This is a genomic window from Arabiibacter massiliensis, from assembly GCF_902386925.1.
In the GTDB taxonomy this organism is placed as follows: Bacteria; Actinomycetota; Coriobacteriia; order Coriobacteriales; family Eggerthellaceae; genus Arabiibacter; species Arabiibacter massiliensis.
This window is the reverse complement of record NZ_LR698996.1, coordinates 1,716,948-1,730,244: the sequence shown is the minus strand read 5'-3', so window position 1 is coordinate 1,730,244 and position 13,297 is coordinate 1,716,948. Positions and strand designations below refer to the sequence as shown.

Below are 13,297 nucleotides of genomic sequence, written 5' to 3'. Positions count from 1 at the left end.
GACGAGCAACGGCCCCGAAGCTCGTACGAGAATGTGACATTATCCCCGTCCCTTTGTCACGCCCGCGGCTCGAAGGGGTCGCGGGGCGGGTCCTCTTGGAAGGCGGCGCTCGCGTCGAGGAGGCGGTGCAGCTCGTCGCGGTTCACGACGATGCGGTCGCTCGGGTCGTTCGCCTCGGCCTCGGCACCCGCCTCCACGGCCGGCGACGGCGCGGCCTCGGCGGCCTGCTCCAGCTCGCGGCGCTTGCGCGGCGGGGGGATCTCGCCGTTCATGCGCTTCCAGAAGTAGCTGAGCTTCGCGTAGGCCCGGTTGCGCTCCTTCTCGCGCTCCACCTTGCCCTTCGGCGGGCGCACGCGCTTCGCCACCGACTTCACCGGGCGCGCCACGGCGTTGGCCACCACGTCGGAGTAATCCTTCGGCGGCTTCGTGCTCCACCCGAAGAACAGCGACGCGTAGCGCAGGCCCAGCACCAGCACGGCGCAGGTAATGGGCGCGTAGGAGTCGAGGATGTGGTTCTGCGCCATGAGCGCGTAGGCGGCCGAGCCCACGAGCGCGGCCGAGCCGTACAGCGCGCCGGCTTGGAAGGCGTCGGGCTCGCGGTTCATGCAGATGTCGCGCAGGATGCCGCCGCCCACAGCGGTGATGGTGCCCAGGATGACAGCCGGCACCACGTCGAGCCCGGCCGAGAGGCCCTTGCCCACGCTGATCACGGCCCACAGCGCCACCGACAGGTTGTCGAGCAGATCCACCACCGGGTCGAGGTAGGTTGCCAGCTTGCCGAAGTAGAACACCACGACGCCCGCCACCGCGCACGCCACGATGAGGGTGGGGCGTTGGAACGCGTAGATGCCGTAGTTCTGCAGCAGCAGGTCGCGCATGATGCCGCCGGCGAGCCCCGTGATGATGGCGATGCACACCACGCCGAAGATGTCGTAGCGCGCCCGCACCGCGCTCATGGCGCCCGACAGGCCGCCGGTCAGCGTTGCGGCCAGTTCGAGCCAGAACGGTATGGCGAGGACGACTTCCAGCATCGCGCGGGCTTAGGCGTTCGCCGGCGCGTCGTCCTCGACGGCCACGAGGACGGCCACCACGGGCTCGCCCGAGAAGTCCAGCTCGTGCGTGAGGGCGCGGGCGGCCTCGAGGTCGAAGCCGTCTCGGTCGAACGCGGCGATGTTGGCCTGGGCCTTCTCGAGCGCCTCGTCGAAGAGGTCCCAGAACCCGACCGTGCGCTCCTCGCCCGTGAACGGGTTCTCCCACGGCTCGTGCGCGCGGTTGTCGAAGTCGCTCTCGGCGAGCTCGACGGGGCGGTGGCTCATCGACTTGTAGAACGAGAAGGGGCGCGCGAGCTCCTCGATGCGCCCGATCAGCGCGCGCTTGCGGCCGGAGGGCGAGTAGAACAGGCGCTGCGCCACGCGGAAGTCCTTGACGGCGGTCGCGAACATCGTGGCGGGGATGATCTCGCCGTACACGGTGAGGGCGACGTAGGCGTACATCTTCGAGATGACGCTCAGCGCGAAATCGCTCGCGTTGAGGATTTCGGCCGAGGGGTTGAACGTGGCCACGGTCTGCCCGCGCTTCGCGAACAGCACGAGCTCGTCCAGCTCGCTCTCGATGACGCCGTGCACCTCGCTGCCGTCGGCACGCGAAAGGCCTGGCTCGCCGGCGTCGGTGAGCCGGTACTCGTGGAAGAACACGAACGGGTGCATGGTGGAGTCCAGCGTATAGTGGCACAGGAAGCCCAGGGCGTAGGCGCGGCCCACCTCGCGCTCGGCGCTGCCGAGGATGTCCAGCGAGCTCTTGAACGCGGCCAGAAGCTCGCTCGGCTTCTTGTTGTGCATGATGGAGCCCAGGCGGTGGTGCGCGCGCAGCTGCGGGCTGAGCACCATGTAGAACAGGGGATCGGGGCCCTGGTTGCCCAGGAGGAAGGCGTCGGCCTCGTCGCGCGAGCCGCCGATCAGGGTGAACAGACGGTCATAGACGTCGCGGCCGAAGAAATCGTGGGTGATGATCGCGGGCATGGAGAAGGCGCTCCGTTCTGACGGTATTTTTACGGGTGTCGCTCGTCGCTATCATATACAATGAACGGGTGATTGTTAACCGTCGGTTTTCCACTTGTGAAGAATGCTTTACGAAGAGGATGAGAGGCGCATCATGGCGCGAGCGAGGCTGACCAAGCAGGAGAAGAGCTGGATCATCTACGACGTGGGCAACTCGGCGTTCGTGCTGCTGGCTACCGCGCTCATCCCGGTGTACTTCGCCTCCATCGCCGAGGAGGGCTCGTCGGTGGTGGTGGCCTGGGGCTACGCCGAGACGGTGGCGTCGCTGCTGCTGGCGCTGCTCATGCCCATCCTGGGGAGCCTTGCCGATCTCAAGGGCAACAAGAAGAAGTTCTTCATCGGAACCGTGGGCACGGGCGCCATCGCGCTCGCGGCGCTCGGCATCCCCACGGCGGCCATGGCCTTCCTCGTGCTGTACGTGGTGGCCTCCATCATGCTGAACGGCTCCATGGTGTTCTACGACGCGTTTCTGGTGGATGCCACCACCGACGAGCGCTACGACGAGGTGTCGTCGCAGGGCTACGCGTGGGGCTACATCGGCTCGTGCATCCCGTTCATCGCGTGCCTGGCCGTGGTGCTGGGCGGGCCCACCGTGGGCATCCCCATGGACGTGGGGATGAAGATAGCGTTCCTGATCACGGCCGTGTGGTGGGTGGCATTCAGCATCCCGCTCATCAAGAACGTGCACCAGACGCACTACAAGGAGCGCGCCGAGCACCTGATCCGCGACACGTTCGGCGGCCTGTGGCGCACGGTGAAGCGCATCTTCAAGGACAAGCGGCTGCGCCTGTTCATGCTGGCGTTCTTCTGCTACATCGACGGCGTGCACACCATCATCAAGATGTCCACGAGCTACGGCACCGACCTGGGGATCGACGCCACGCAGCTCGTGCTGGCGCTGCTGGTCACGCAGTTCGTGGCGTTCCCGTCGGCCATCGTCTACGGGCGGCTGTCCGGCAAGTTCGGCACGAAGCGCATGCTTCTGGTGGCCATCTTCGCGTATTTCTGCATCACGCTGTTCGCGGCGTTCTTCCTGCGCGAGGCCATCGAGTTCTGGATCCTCGCCATCTGCGTGGGGCTGTTCCAGGGCGGCATCCAGGCGCTCTCGCGCAGCGAGTTCGGCAAGCTCATCCCCAAGGAGCACGCCAACGAGTATTACGGCTTCTTCGATATCTTCGGCAAGTACGCCGCCGTCATGGGCACCTTCCTCGTGAGCGTGTTCACGCAGATCACCGGCAACTCGTCCATGGGCGTGCTATCCATCGCCGCGCTGTTCGTGCTGGGCTTCATCCTTTTGTGGAGGATGCCCGAGAACAAGGGGTAGGCGGCGCTCGCTAGCGGCGGCGCTTGGGGGCGGGGGCGGTGCGGGTGCTTTCGGCGAACACGCACGTCGCCACCACCAGCGCGCCTGCCGCTGCCGCCGCCAACGCGACTTTCGCCGCGGTTCCCAGTATCTTCGCCATGTTCGCTCCTTCGGTCGTTCGTTTCGGATGCCTTCCAGTATGGACGGCCGTCCTTACGGACGGCTTGGGCGCGCCTTACCGGGGGCTTACTTCTTCGTAAGGCGGCCGCGCCTCGCCGGATATTTCCTCCTGCCAGCATACGATTGTCGACCCAAACACACGCCTCAGGCAGCTGTAGCGTGTGTTTGGGTCGACAATCTTTTTCCGAATGCCTCTTGCAATGCCTCGCGTGCTGGTATACTATGTATCACATAGTACAACGTAGACGGAGGTATCACGTGGACGCGCAAATGAAGAGAGGGTTCCTCGAAGCGTGCGTGCTCGCGTCCATCCGCGCCGAGGACTCGTACGGCTACCGCATCCTGCGCGACGTGCCCGAGGTGCTCGGGCTGACGGAATCGACGCTGTATCCGCTGCTCAAACGCTTGGAGGCCAACGGACTTCTGACGGTGAGGTCGGTGGAGCACAACGGGAGGCTGCGCAAGTATTACCGCATCACCCCCGCGGGACGCGAGCGGCTGGACGAGTTCGCGGGCGAGTGGGCGCAGGTGCGCGAGATCTACCGCTACATCCAAGGAGCGGACGAGGAGCAGGCAGAAGGCGTCGAGCAAGGAGCGAAGGCATGAGCGGCATGGGCAAGCAGGAGTTTTTGGAAAGACTGCGGGAGGGGCTCGCGAAGCTGCCCGCCGCGGAGGCGGAGAAGTCGGTGTCGTTCTACGCGGAGATGATCGACGACCGCGTGGAGGACGGCCAGCCCGAGCGCGAGGCCGTCGCGGCGATGGGCGACCCGGAGGAGGTGGCGCGCGCCATCGTGGCCGAGCTGCCCGCCATCCCCAAGGCCATCGCGAAGACGAAGACGAAGAGCCACACGCTGAACTGGATTCTGGCGCTCGTGCTGTCGCCGTTCTGGGTGTCGCTGCTGCTCGTGTTCGCATGCCTGGCCTTCAGCGTGTACATCGTCATCTGGGCGCTCGCCGTGTCGGTGTGGGTGCTGGCCGTCGGCTTTCTGTGCGGCGGGCCGCTGGGGATCGCCGTGGCCGCGTACTGCCTCTTCATCGGCGAGCCGGTGGTGGCCATGTGGCAGCTCGGCTCGGGGCTTTTGCTGTTCGGCTTGGGCGTGTTCTGCCTGACGGGAGCCAAGAGGGCGAGCGAATGGCTGGTGGACGCGTCGCGCCGCTACGCCGACAAGGTGCGCTCGCTGTTCGTGAAGAAGGCGCGTCCTGCCGCCGAGGCGTTCGTCGCCGGGAACGAGGAGGTTGGCAATGCTCGCTGACAAGAAGCTCTGGTTCAAGGTGGCCGGTATCTGCGTGGGCGTGGGCGCCGTGCTGATGATCGCGTCGTTCGTGCTGGTGGGAGGTGATCTGGGGAAGCTTCAGAGCCCGTTGCCGGTGGGCGTGAGCATCGTGCAGGACGGCGTGCGCATCGCGTCCGACGAGCCTCCCGCCGCACCTGCGGCCCCGCAGGCTCCGGCCGCACCCGCAGCGCCCCAGGCCCCGCAAGCGCCCGCGTCCTTCGATGCCGCCGACAAGCTGGATCTCGCGAACCGCGCCCTCGCCCACGTGATCGACCTGCTGATGTAAGCGCGCAACCCCTGAACCACCAGGGACTCCAGCACGAATGTTTCACGTGAAACATTTAATGACCGGTAGCATCATGGACAAAATTGCCCTTCAGGACTGATTTTTCGTCCGGTGCTCTTGGCTCGGCTTCTCGCCACCTGGAGTTTCTCCGTGGTCAGGCGAGATCGGCGCGAAAAAATCAGTCCCGAAGGCCGATTTTGTCCACGTCTTCCCGCAGTGGCGCTCGGCGGCGGCTCGTCGTATGATGGTGCGGTCGATCACTCACGAAGGGAAGGCCCCATGATCACGATCGCGGACATACTGGCGCTGCCGGCGTTCGAGCAGGTGCGTCTCCTCACGCGGCGCGCCGGCGCCGAGGCGCGCGAGGTGCGCAACGTGGGCATTCTCGACTGCCCGCCCGACAAAGACGACGGGTACCTGTCCTACGTCCCCGGCGAGTTCATCGTGTCGAACCTCGGCTTCGCGAACGACGACCCCGACCTGTCCGAGCGGTCGCTGCTCCTGCTCATCGCGCGCGGCGTGGCGGGCATCGCCCTCAAGACGGTATACCGCCCCATCGTGAGCGATCGGGCTATCGCGGCTGCCGAGGAGGCGGGCGTTCCGCTGTACCTCTACGACGGCGCCTACCACGAGGTGGTGGCCTACCAGGCGCTCGACCTCATCCGCCGCGACGCCGAGCAGTCGGACAAGGGCCGCATCATGGACGGCCTGCTGGCCGGGCACGACGCGCACGCCACACGCGCGGCGCTCTTCGAGCTGGCCGGCACCACCGGCTCCACCGTGCAGTGCGCGGCCGTGGCACCCCGCGCGACCGACGAGTGCTCGCTGTACGCCGCGCTCGACGCGGCGGCGAAGGTGCTCGCGGACTTCAAGCGCGACTGGGACGTGGTGGAGGCCGTGTTCGCCTTCCGCTACCACGGGGCGCTGCTCGCGTTCGTGTCGTACGTGCAGCCGCCCGCGGGGGTTCGCACGCGTTCGGAGGCCGACCTGGTCGCACGCCTTCTGGCAACGGGCCCGGTGTCGCTCGGCGTGGGGGAGGAGACGCCGCTCGGCGACGGCGACATGAGCGTGCGCGAGGCGCTTGCCGCGCTCAAGACCGCCCAGATCGAGGGCCAGGACGTGGTGCGTTGGGCCGACCTGCACCACGACGCCTTCCGCGCGGCCGCCAGCGAAGGCCGCCTGTTCTGGCGCACGGCGGCGCTCCATCGCGCGCTGCTCGAGGAGCACGACGACGCGCACGGCACCGAGCTCGCCTCCACGTGCGAGGCGGTGGCGCGCGCCTACGGCGACATCCGGCTTGCGGCCGACGCCCTGTGCCAGCATCCCAACACCGTGCGCTACCGCCTGCGCAAGGCGAAGGACGTGCTCGGGATGCCCGATTCGCCTGATCGCGAGCTCGTGTTCCTGCTGGGCCTCGTCTATCTCGATCACACGAACCCGCTCGTGCGCCCCTGAGCGCCGGTTTGTGCGATCGGCCAAAAACGACCGGCGAGCTTCTCAATTCGTCCAAACGCCCCCTTCCTTCCGGCGCGTAAGCTGGTTCCATCGAAGAGGAAAGGAGCATCACATGTTTGGAAACCTGAACGAGCAAGCCGCGTCCGCCCTGCTGTCGCTGGAGTCCGGCGACCTGTCCTACTGCCTCAAGCTGGCGAAGCGCTTCGAGCACCTGGGCATCGAGCGTGACCAGGCCAGCAAGGCCCTCTGCGCCCTCGTGGAGAACGGCGACCTCGAAACCATCTACCAGGCCGGCTAACGAAAATGGCATAAAAGGGGACAGTCCCCTTTTATGCCATTTATCTCCGACGATTGTTGACTCGAATCTCTATCAAGAGGGGCCGCGGCGATTGTGCTACGGCCCCATAAAATGTCCAAGTGCCGTTTTAAGCAGTCTCTTTGCCGGAAAGCTCGCGACCCAAAAGGTATCCGAAGGTCAAGCATCGTCCGTGGCTCACGCCGTTGATGTGGTGGGGATAGAAGTTCTCGAACATGCTTCCTTGCACATTGCCTATCGCGTACAAGCCGGGAATGGGACGGTGCGTCTCTCCACTTAGAACGCCGCAGCTCTTATCGACGCGAAGCCCGCTGACAGTGACAAGGCTCATCGTCCCCTCGTCGAAACCGTAGAAGGGCGGAGTGCGAACGGGCGTGAGATATTTCGCTTCCTTGCCGAAGTCCTCATCGACTCCGCTATCGCAGAACGAATTGTAGCGATCGATGGTCGCAGTGAGCGCGTCCGCAGGTATGCTGAGCTTCTCCGCGAGTTCTTCTAAGGTGTCGGCTGAAACGCATTGAGCCTTCATCTCTTCGTAGTCGTCTTCGAAGGGAACCGGATAATCGTGAACATCCGCCATCTGATGCATGGCGGCCACCATGTCATCATCCACGATGCAGAAATCGTGCGCACCCATCTGCGAGTTGATGGCATTGGCAAGGCAGTCCCATGGAATATACTCGTTTACAAAGCGTTGGCCTGCGTCGTTGACGCGCAGGAAAGGCTTCATTCCTATTTTCGGACCGTACCCGCCAAAACCTGCACCTGATGGATCGGTCATGACCGTGTGGGGGTACTCGTCTTCCACGCCGCCGACGGCAAGGCCCATGAGGTGACCGTCGCCCGTGTCAGTTGTCGTGGGGTTCATCCACATGCGCGTATCGAGATCCCGAGGCCGACAGCATTCCCTCATTTTGTCGGGGTTGAACTCATAGCTGCCGGTTGCAAGGATAACGCCCTTGGAAGCATTGCATTGGATGTATGATCCATCTTCCTTCTTGGCGATGACCCCAGTTATCGAGCCATTCTGATCTTGAACAAGTTGCACAGCCGGAGTGAGGAAGAGGATCTCGGCACCGCTTTCGATGGCATGATCTAGCAGCCCTTGGACAATCGGACCCATTCCGTTGGAAAACTCGATCTGGGTGGCGAACCAGGTGACTCCTCCGCAATCTTGATTTCCGTCAGCGAACTTGATGACTCCTTTCGCCGCTTCTGGACTCACGGTTTCAAGCATCCAATCGGTTGCCTCGCCGCAACGATACGCCCATTTTCTAATCAGGCTGGCGTCAGCGCGATACCCGCTGCTGAGCAGTAGCTCCCCTACTATCTCCTCGGGTTCGATGTTGACGCCTGCCGCCTTGTGATAGGAATCGCCCACGCAGGCAACGTCGCCTCCGCGAGCCGCTATCGTATCGCCCTTTTCAAGGAGAAGCGTTTTGAGGCCGTTCTCGGCGCACGAGGCAGCTGCTGAAACGCCAGCGATTCCGGCTCCGCATATCACCACGTCGTAGCTTGATGTTTCCGCGATCGAAGTGATCGGCTCCTTTTCGAACGCAACCGTGCCAGCTTCGGGCAGGTACACGTTGAATTCCTGTGACTGGGGCAGTTTGATCGCGGCCTTAGCCTCGTCGAGCGCTTCTTGAGATGCGTTCGCCTCGTGAGGAGTCTTGCTTTCCGGGCTGCATGCGGAAAGTGCTCCGACGGTTGCCAGCGCTCCTGTTGCGGCGAACCCCGCTAGGAAGTTCCTTCGCGTCATTTGTTTCATTTTCTCTCCCCTTTCCTTTGTCTGATGTCGGCAAAGATGCGGTGCTTGCAAAATGAATCGCCAGGCCTTACATTCAAACAATGCGTTTCGCCGACAACCCTATTTTGCAGAAAGGCGGAGATCGAGATATCCCCCAAACAGGACATACTTGCTGGTAAATCGGGTTGTACCATCCTCCAAACAGTACATGCTTTTCGACTGGCCCAGTTTTTCGAGGAGTTCGATCTGCTTCCTCGAAATTTTGGATTCGCGCTTTTCGGGGCATGGAACTTTCTCGTGTTCTTCAGCTCGATAGTCACAGGTGGCTATCAGGAATTCGCTGTATCGAACAATGCTTTCAGCATCACGTCGGGGATCAGCAACGCCTGCGCATTTGCTTTTGTGGCGATGCTTGGAGAGCGCATCGCGCCGTTGTATTCAAAAAGTCGGATCGGTCTTGGACTCGCGCTCTGCGCGGGTGTCGGAACGGTGCTTGCAGGGCTCGGTCCTTCTGCAGGGCTCGCTCATCAGGAGAGCGCGTTGGTTGCGGGAGGGATTCTCACGGGAGTCGGTTCTGCGTGGGTGATCGTTTGCTGGGGCGAGTACTTCAGTACCCTCGGCGGTTTCCGTGTCACCGCCTGCGTTCTCTGCTCGTATGGAATCGCCTTCGTCCTCTATTTCCTCATTGTGTCGTTGCCCCACGTGGCCGGTCTCGTGGCATGTGGTTTTTTGCTCCCTCTCTCATGGCGCTTTGCCCGCGCGAGCGCTCAGACGGCCGAGCCCCTTCCCCTCAAGCGAACTGACTCCGCGAAACAGTTCTTCCGCCAAACTTGGAGGGTGATCTTCGCTTTATTCGTGTTCGGCACTGCATTCTGGCTCTTTGTTGCCACGGCCACTCCGACGGACAACGCATCCTATACGTATCAGTTCAGCATTTCTTTGTTGGGCACTGCCATGCTCGTTGTAGCGTTTTGCGTGGTCACCGTTTTGCTTCGGAAACGTTTTTCTCTTTCTCTGATATATAGGCTTGTGCTCCCTTTGACAATAGTTGGTTTCATGCTCATTTTCGCCCTCGATCCCCAGGCGAACGGCGTAGGCTTCGCTTTTGCCATGTCGGCTTTCACGTGCCTCGATATTTTCCTCATGGTGGTTTTGTGCGACGTTTCCCACACGTCAGGGTTCCTGCCTTCTCGCGCGGTGAGCATAGGCAGGTTCTTCGAGGGTCTTTGCGGTCCAGCTGGAATAGTAATCGGAGCATTCGGGCTGCCCATAGTGGGCGTGGCGAGCAGCGAGATACTCGTTCTTTTGGCAGTGGTGTGCATACTCGTCATTGCTTCGACCGTCGTTTTCGGAAGTGGTGGCATCTTTGTCAAGGATGCAGCAAGCGCTCCTGTTGATGAAGGGCCCCATGCCCCTGTTGCAAGCGCCATGCAGTTTGCTCGGCAATGCGATGCAGCCATAGAGCGCTATGGCCTTTCAGAGCGGGAAAGCGAGATATTGCTCATGGTGTCACGCGGCAGGAGCGTCCCCTATATTTCAGAACGTCTCCATATCGCAACAAGCACCACGAAAACCCACATCAAGTCGACGTATATAAAAATGGGCGTTGCCGGACGTCAGGAGATGCTTGATCTGATCGAGCGGATAGATCCGGTCGCCTAAGCTCGTAGGCGCGCGAAAGCGTTGTGCAAGTCTTCTTTGCTGATTTCGCTTCGTTCGTCTCGAGGTGATCTCAAGCAGGCGCTACGCGTTTTCCGGGCGATTGTCGACCCGAACACACGCCACAGCGCCGTGTGGCGTGTGTTCGGGTCGACAATTCGGTTGGGGGATCGGGCGCGCCCGGCCCGTTTACTTTCCCCGTGGAAAAAGCTCCTGATGGTGGGCTTCCTGTAGGCGGGGCCGCAGGTTGTTTGGTATAGTGGACAGCCGATTGGGAACCCACGGGACGAGAAAGAACGCCATGTCGTTAATCGTATGCAAATTCGGGGGCACGTCCGTCGCTTCTCCTGAGCGCATCCAGATGGTTGCGAAAAAGCTCATCGCGAAGAAGCAGCAGGGCCACGACGTGGTGGCCGTCGTGTCCGCCATGGGCAAGACCACTGACGAGCTGGTGGGACTGGCCGCCTCGCTCAACGACAACCCGCCCGCCCGCGAGATGGACCGTCTGCTGTCCACCGGCGAGCAGGTGTCCATGACGCTTCTGGCCATGGCCATCGAGGCGCGCGGCTACAAGGCCATGAGCTTCACGGGCCGCCAGGCCGGCATCGAGACGGACGGCACGCACGCCAAGGCCAAGATCGTCATGGTGCACAACGAGCGCGTCATGGAGGCGCTCGAAAAGGGCATGATCGCCGTGGTCGCGGGCTTCCAGGGCATCGACGCCAACGGCGACATCACCACGCTCGGCCGCGGCGGCTCCGACACCACGGCGGTGGCGGTGGCGCACGGCCTGGACGCCGACGTGTGCGAGATCTACTCCGACGTGGATGGCGTGTACACGGCCGACCCGCGCGTGTGCCCGCGCGCCAAGAAGTTGGACGTCATCAGCTACGAAGATATGCTGGAGCTCTCGAGCTCGGGCGCGGGCGTGCTGCAGATGCGCGCCGTAGAGTTCGCGCGCAAGTACAACGTGGTCATCCATTCCCGCTCGGCGTTCTCGGAGGCCGAAGGCACCTATATCAAGGAGGAAACCGACATGATGGAGGAAGCCGTCATCACCGGCATCGCCCACGACACGTCCGAGGTGAAGTTCACCATCCGCGGCGTGCCCGACATGACCGGCGTGGCCGCGAAGGTGTTCTCCGCGCTGGCCGGCAACAACGTGAGCGTGGACATGATCATCCAGAACATCTCGCAGGACGGCATCACCGACATCAGCTTCACCTGCCCCGGCGCCGACCAGAAGCGCGCATGCGAGACCGTGGAGCGCATCCTCCCCGACATCAGCGCGCGCGAGTACGACGTGGACGAGGACATCGCGAAGGTGAGTCTCGTGGGCACGGGCATGAAGTCGTCGCCCGGCGTGGCGGCCCGCGCGTTCCAGACGCTGGGGGACAACCAGATCAACATCCTGGCAATCTCCACGTCGCCCATCCGCCTGTCCGTGGTGGTGGACGGCGCGCAGACGGCCCAGGCGGTGCGCTGCCTGCACAAGGCCTTCGGCCTGGACAGCGACAGCGTGTTCGAGGAGACGCAGCTCTCCGCCGAGGAGATAGCCGCGAAGATGAACAAGGGGCGGTAGGAAGCTTGCCGGCTAACGCCGCGCGGGATCCTTCGACTCCGGCGGCTTGCGCCGCCTCCGCTCAGGATGACAAGCGTCGTGTTGTCATCCTGAGCGAGCGAAGCGAGCCGAAGGATCCCGTGCGGGTGCCAACTGGACGTCGACGATGTTTTTGCAAGTTCGGGGTTTCGCGCAGCAAAGGAGCGACAAATGGCTTGGACGAAGGAGATGCCGGCGAATCCGGTGGTGGCGGTTGCGGGGGCCAGGCCACGGGGGCGGTGGGCACCGAGTTTCTGCAGGTGCTGCACGACCTCGATTTCCCGGTATCGGAGGTGCGGGCGCTCGCGTCGGCGCGCTCGGCGGGCAAGAAGCTGCCCTTCGCGGGCTGCGGCCAGGTGCCGGCGGGCGAGCTCACGGTGCAGGAGATGACGCCCGAGTCGTTCGAGGGCGTGGACATCGCGCTCTTCAGCTGCGGCGCGAGCGTGTCGAAGGAGCTGCGCGAGGCCGTGACGTCGGCCGGCGCCGTGATGATCGACAACTCGAGCGCGTTCCGCATGGACGAGGATGTGCCGCTCATCGTGCCCGAAGTGAATCCGGGCGACGCGAGCTGGCACAACGGCGTGATCGCGAACCCGAACTGCTCCACCATCCAGATGGTGGTGGCGTTGAAGCCACTCTACGACCTGTCGCCCATCACGCGCGTCGTGGTGTCCACGTACCAGGCGGCCAGCGGCGGCGGCGCCCCGGCCATGGCCGAGCTCTACGACCAGACGAAGGCGTTCCTCGACGGCACGCCGGAGGACGAGCTGGCCGTGGAGGTGTTCCAGCACCGCATCGCGTTCAACTGCATCCCGCACATTGATAAGTTCCTCGACGACGACTCCACCAAGGAAGAGTGGAAGATGGTGGTCGAGACGAAGAAGATCATGGGCGACGAAGGCATCAAGGTGGCCGCCACCTGCGTGCGCGTGCCCGTGCTGCGCTGCCATGCGGAGGCCGTGTACGTGGAGTTCGCGGGCGACGTGAGCGTGGAGGCCGCGCGCGCCGCCCTCGCGGCGACCGACGGCATCACGGTGATGGACGACCCGGCGAACAACGTGTATCCCATGCCGGGCCTGCTGGCGGGCACGAACGACACCTACGTCGGCCGCCTGCGCCGCGACGATACGGTGGAGCACGGCCTGTCGATGTGGGTGGTGGCCGATCAGATCCGCAAAGGCGCCGCGCTCAACGCCGTGCAGATCGCGCAGCTGCTGCTTCCGTAGGGCTCGCACCCGGGCAAGCGTGTCGCAGCGGCGGCCGTCTTCGGGCGGCCGCCGCCTTTTATGCTACCACGGCGTCTTGAGACTCCACCCGTGTTCCGTCACGTCCACGAACGTCAAAGCGAGCACGAACAGCAACGCGCCCGCGCAACCGGCACCGGCGATGAACGCTAGCACGAATTCGACGACGGCCATGA

14 protein-coding genes are annotated in these 13,297 nt (G+C 63.5%); 9 read left to right on the top strand and 5 right to left on the bottom strand.

All coding sequences use genetic code 11. The features are described from left to right. Positions 1-56 precede the first annotated feature (56 nt). Together FX134_RS07430 and FX134_RS07425 are read right to left on the bottom strand one after the other, a co-directional pair. A complete protein-coding gene (locus FX134_RS07430; protein ID WP_080799841.1) occupies positions 57-1,031 on the bottom strand; it encodes a trimeric intracellular cation channel family protein in 975 nt (324 codons plus the stop codon). A gap of 9 nt (positions 1,032-1,040) precedes the next feature. Further along, complete coding sequence (locus tag FX134_RS07425) at positions 1,041-2,018, bottom strand: zinc dependent phospholipase C family protein (RefSeq protein WP_080799838.1); 978 nt, start codon at positions 2,016-2,018, stop codon at positions 1,041-1,043. A 133-nt stretch (positions 2,019-2,151) separates the two neighbouring features. Here FX134_RS07425 and FX134_RS07420 point away from each other — a divergent pair, with 133 nt between their 5' ends. Next, the gene (locus FX134_RS07420) at positions 2,152-3,381 is read left to right on the top strand and encodes an MFS transporter (protein ID WP_080799835.1); all 1,230 of its coding nucleotides are present in this window, start codon (positions 2,152-2,154) and stop codon (positions 3,379-3,381) included. Between the two features lie 10 nt (positions 3,382-3,391). Here FX134_RS07420 and FX134_RS14945 read toward each other — a convergent pair whose 3' ends face one another. Continuing rightward, entirely contained in the window at positions 3,392-3,520 is a 129-nt protein-coding gene (locus FX134_RS14945) for a hypothetical protein (protein ID WP_267900884.1), read from the bottom strand. A 278-nt stretch (positions 3,521-3,798) separates the two neighbouring features. Between FX134_RS14945 and FX134_RS07415 the strand changes: the two genes are divergently transcribed. From FX134_RS07415 to FX134_RS07395, 5 genes are all read left to right on the top strand, one after another. Then, complete coding sequence (locus FX134_RS07415; RefSeq protein ID WP_172623413.1) at positions 3,799-4,146, top strand: PadR family transcriptional regulator; 348 nt, start codon at positions 3,799-3,801, stop codon at positions 4,144-4,146. Further along, positions 4,143-4,793: a DUF1700 domain-containing protein gene (locus tag FX134_RS07410; protein WP_080799827.1), complete on the top strand. Its 651-nt coding sequence runs from the start codon at positions 4,143-4,145 to the stop codon at positions 4,791-4,793. Before FX134_RS07415 ends, FX134_RS07410 begins: the two co-directional genes overlap by 4 nt. Next, on the top strand, positions 4,783-5,100 hold the full coding sequence (locus FX134_RS07405; RefSeq protein ID WP_080799823.1) for a hypothetical protein: 318 nt from the start codon (positions 4,783-4,785) through the stop codon (positions 5,098-5,100). Before FX134_RS07410 ends, FX134_RS07405 begins: the two co-directional genes overlap by 11 nt. A gap of 279 nt (positions 5,101-5,379) precedes the next feature. Continuing rightward, on the top strand, positions 5,380-6,555 hold the full coding sequence (locus FX134_RS07400; protein WP_080799820.1) for a PucR family transcriptional regulator: 1,176 nt from the start codon (positions 5,380-5,382) through the stop codon (positions 6,553-6,555). A gap of 112 nt (positions 6,556-6,667) precedes the next feature. Beyond that, complete coding sequence (locus tag FX134_RS07395) at positions 6,668-6,853, top strand: hypothetical protein (RefSeq protein ID WP_080799817.1); 186 nt, start codon at positions 6,668-6,670, stop codon at positions 6,851-6,853. Positions 6,854-6,980: 127 nt separating this feature from the next. On the opposite strand, the gene FX134_RS07390 is transcribed toward FX134_RS07395, so the two are convergent. Continuing rightward, a complete protein-coding gene (locus FX134_RS07390) occupies positions 6,981-8,639 on the bottom strand; it encodes an FAD-dependent oxidoreductase (protein ID WP_080799814.1) in 1,659 nt (552 codons plus the stop codon). 45 nt (positions 8,640-8,684) lie between these two features. Here FX134_RS07390 and FX134_RS07385 point away from each other — a divergent pair, with 45 nt between their 5' ends. The 3 genes from FX134_RS07385 (at position 8,685) to FX134_RS07375 (ending at position 13,103) form a co-directional block, all read left to right on the top strand. Beyond that, entirely contained in the window at positions 8,685-10,280 is a 1,596-nt protein-coding gene (locus FX134_RS07385; RefSeq protein ID WP_172623412.1) for a helix-turn-helix domain-containing protein, read from the top strand. Positions 10,281-10,578: 298 nt separating this feature from the next. Then, positions 10,579-11,859, top strand: a complete 1,281-nt coding sequence (locus FX134_RS07380; RefSeq protein ID WP_080799807.1) for an aspartate kinase — start codon at positions 10,579-10,581, stop codon at positions 11,857-11,859. A 194-nt stretch (positions 11,860-12,053) separates the two neighbouring features. Then, on the top strand, positions 12,054-13,103 hold the full coding sequence (locus FX134_RS07375; RefSeq protein WP_197735974.1) for an aspartate-semialdehyde dehydrogenase: 1,050 nt from the start codon (positions 12,054-12,056) through the stop codon (positions 13,101-13,103). A gap of 63 nt (positions 13,104-13,166) precedes the next feature. On the opposite strand, the gene FX134_RS14940 is transcribed toward FX134_RS07375, so the two are convergent. Further along, complete coding sequence (locus FX134_RS14940; protein ID WP_267900883.1) at positions 13,167-13,295, bottom strand: hypothetical protein; 129 nt, start codon at positions 13,293-13,295, stop codon at positions 13,167-13,169. Between the last annotated feature and the right edge of the window lie 2 nt (positions 13,296-13,297).

Excerpts from the sequence above, each read along its gene's own strand:
- FX134_RS07430 (WP_080799841.1), bottom strand. The coding sequence starts at position 1,031 with ATGCTGGAAGTCGTCCTCGCCATACCGTTCTGGCTCGAACTGGCCGCA.
- FX134_RS07425 (WP_080799838.1), bottom strand. The coding sequence starts at position 2,018 with ATGCCCGCGATCATCACCCACGATTTCTTCGGCCGCGACGTCTATGAC.
- FX134_RS07420 (WP_080799835.1), top strand. The coding sequence starts at position 2,152 with ATGGCGCGAGCGAGGCTGACCAAGCAGGAGAAGAGCTGGATCATCTAC.
- FX134_RS14945 (WP_267900884.1), bottom strand. The coding sequence starts at position 3,520 with ATGGCGAAGATACTGGGAACCGCGGCGAAAGTCGCGTTGGCGGCGGCA.
- FX134_RS07410 (WP_080799827.1), top strand. The coding sequence starts at position 4,143 with ATGAGCGGCATGGGCAAGCAGGAGTTTTTGGAAAGACTGCGGGAGGGG.
- FX134_RS07405 (WP_080799823.1), top strand. The coding sequence starts at position 4,783 with ATGCTCGCTGACAAGAAGCTCTGGTTCAAGGTGGCCGGTATCTGCGTG.
- FX134_RS07400 (WP_080799820.1), top strand. The coding sequence starts at position 5,380 with ATGATCACGATCGCGGACATACTGGCGCTGCCGGCGTTCGAGCAGGTG.
- FX134_RS07395 (WP_080799817.1), top strand. The coding sequence starts at position 6,668 with ATGTTTGGAAACCTGAACGAGCAAGCCGCGTCCGCCCTGCTGTCGCTG.
- FX134_RS07390 (WP_080799814.1), bottom strand. The coding sequence starts at position 8,639 with ATGAAACAAATGACGCGAAGGAACTTCCTAGCGGGGTTCGCCGCAACA.
- FX134_RS07380 (WP_080799807.1), top strand. The coding sequence starts at position 10,579 with ATGTCGTTAATCGTATGCAAATTCGGGGGCACGTCCGTCGCTTCTCCT.
- FX134_RS14940 (WP_267900883.1), bottom strand. The coding sequence starts at position 13,295 with ATGGCCGTCGTCGAATTCGTGCTAGCGTTCATCGCCGGTGCCGGTTGC.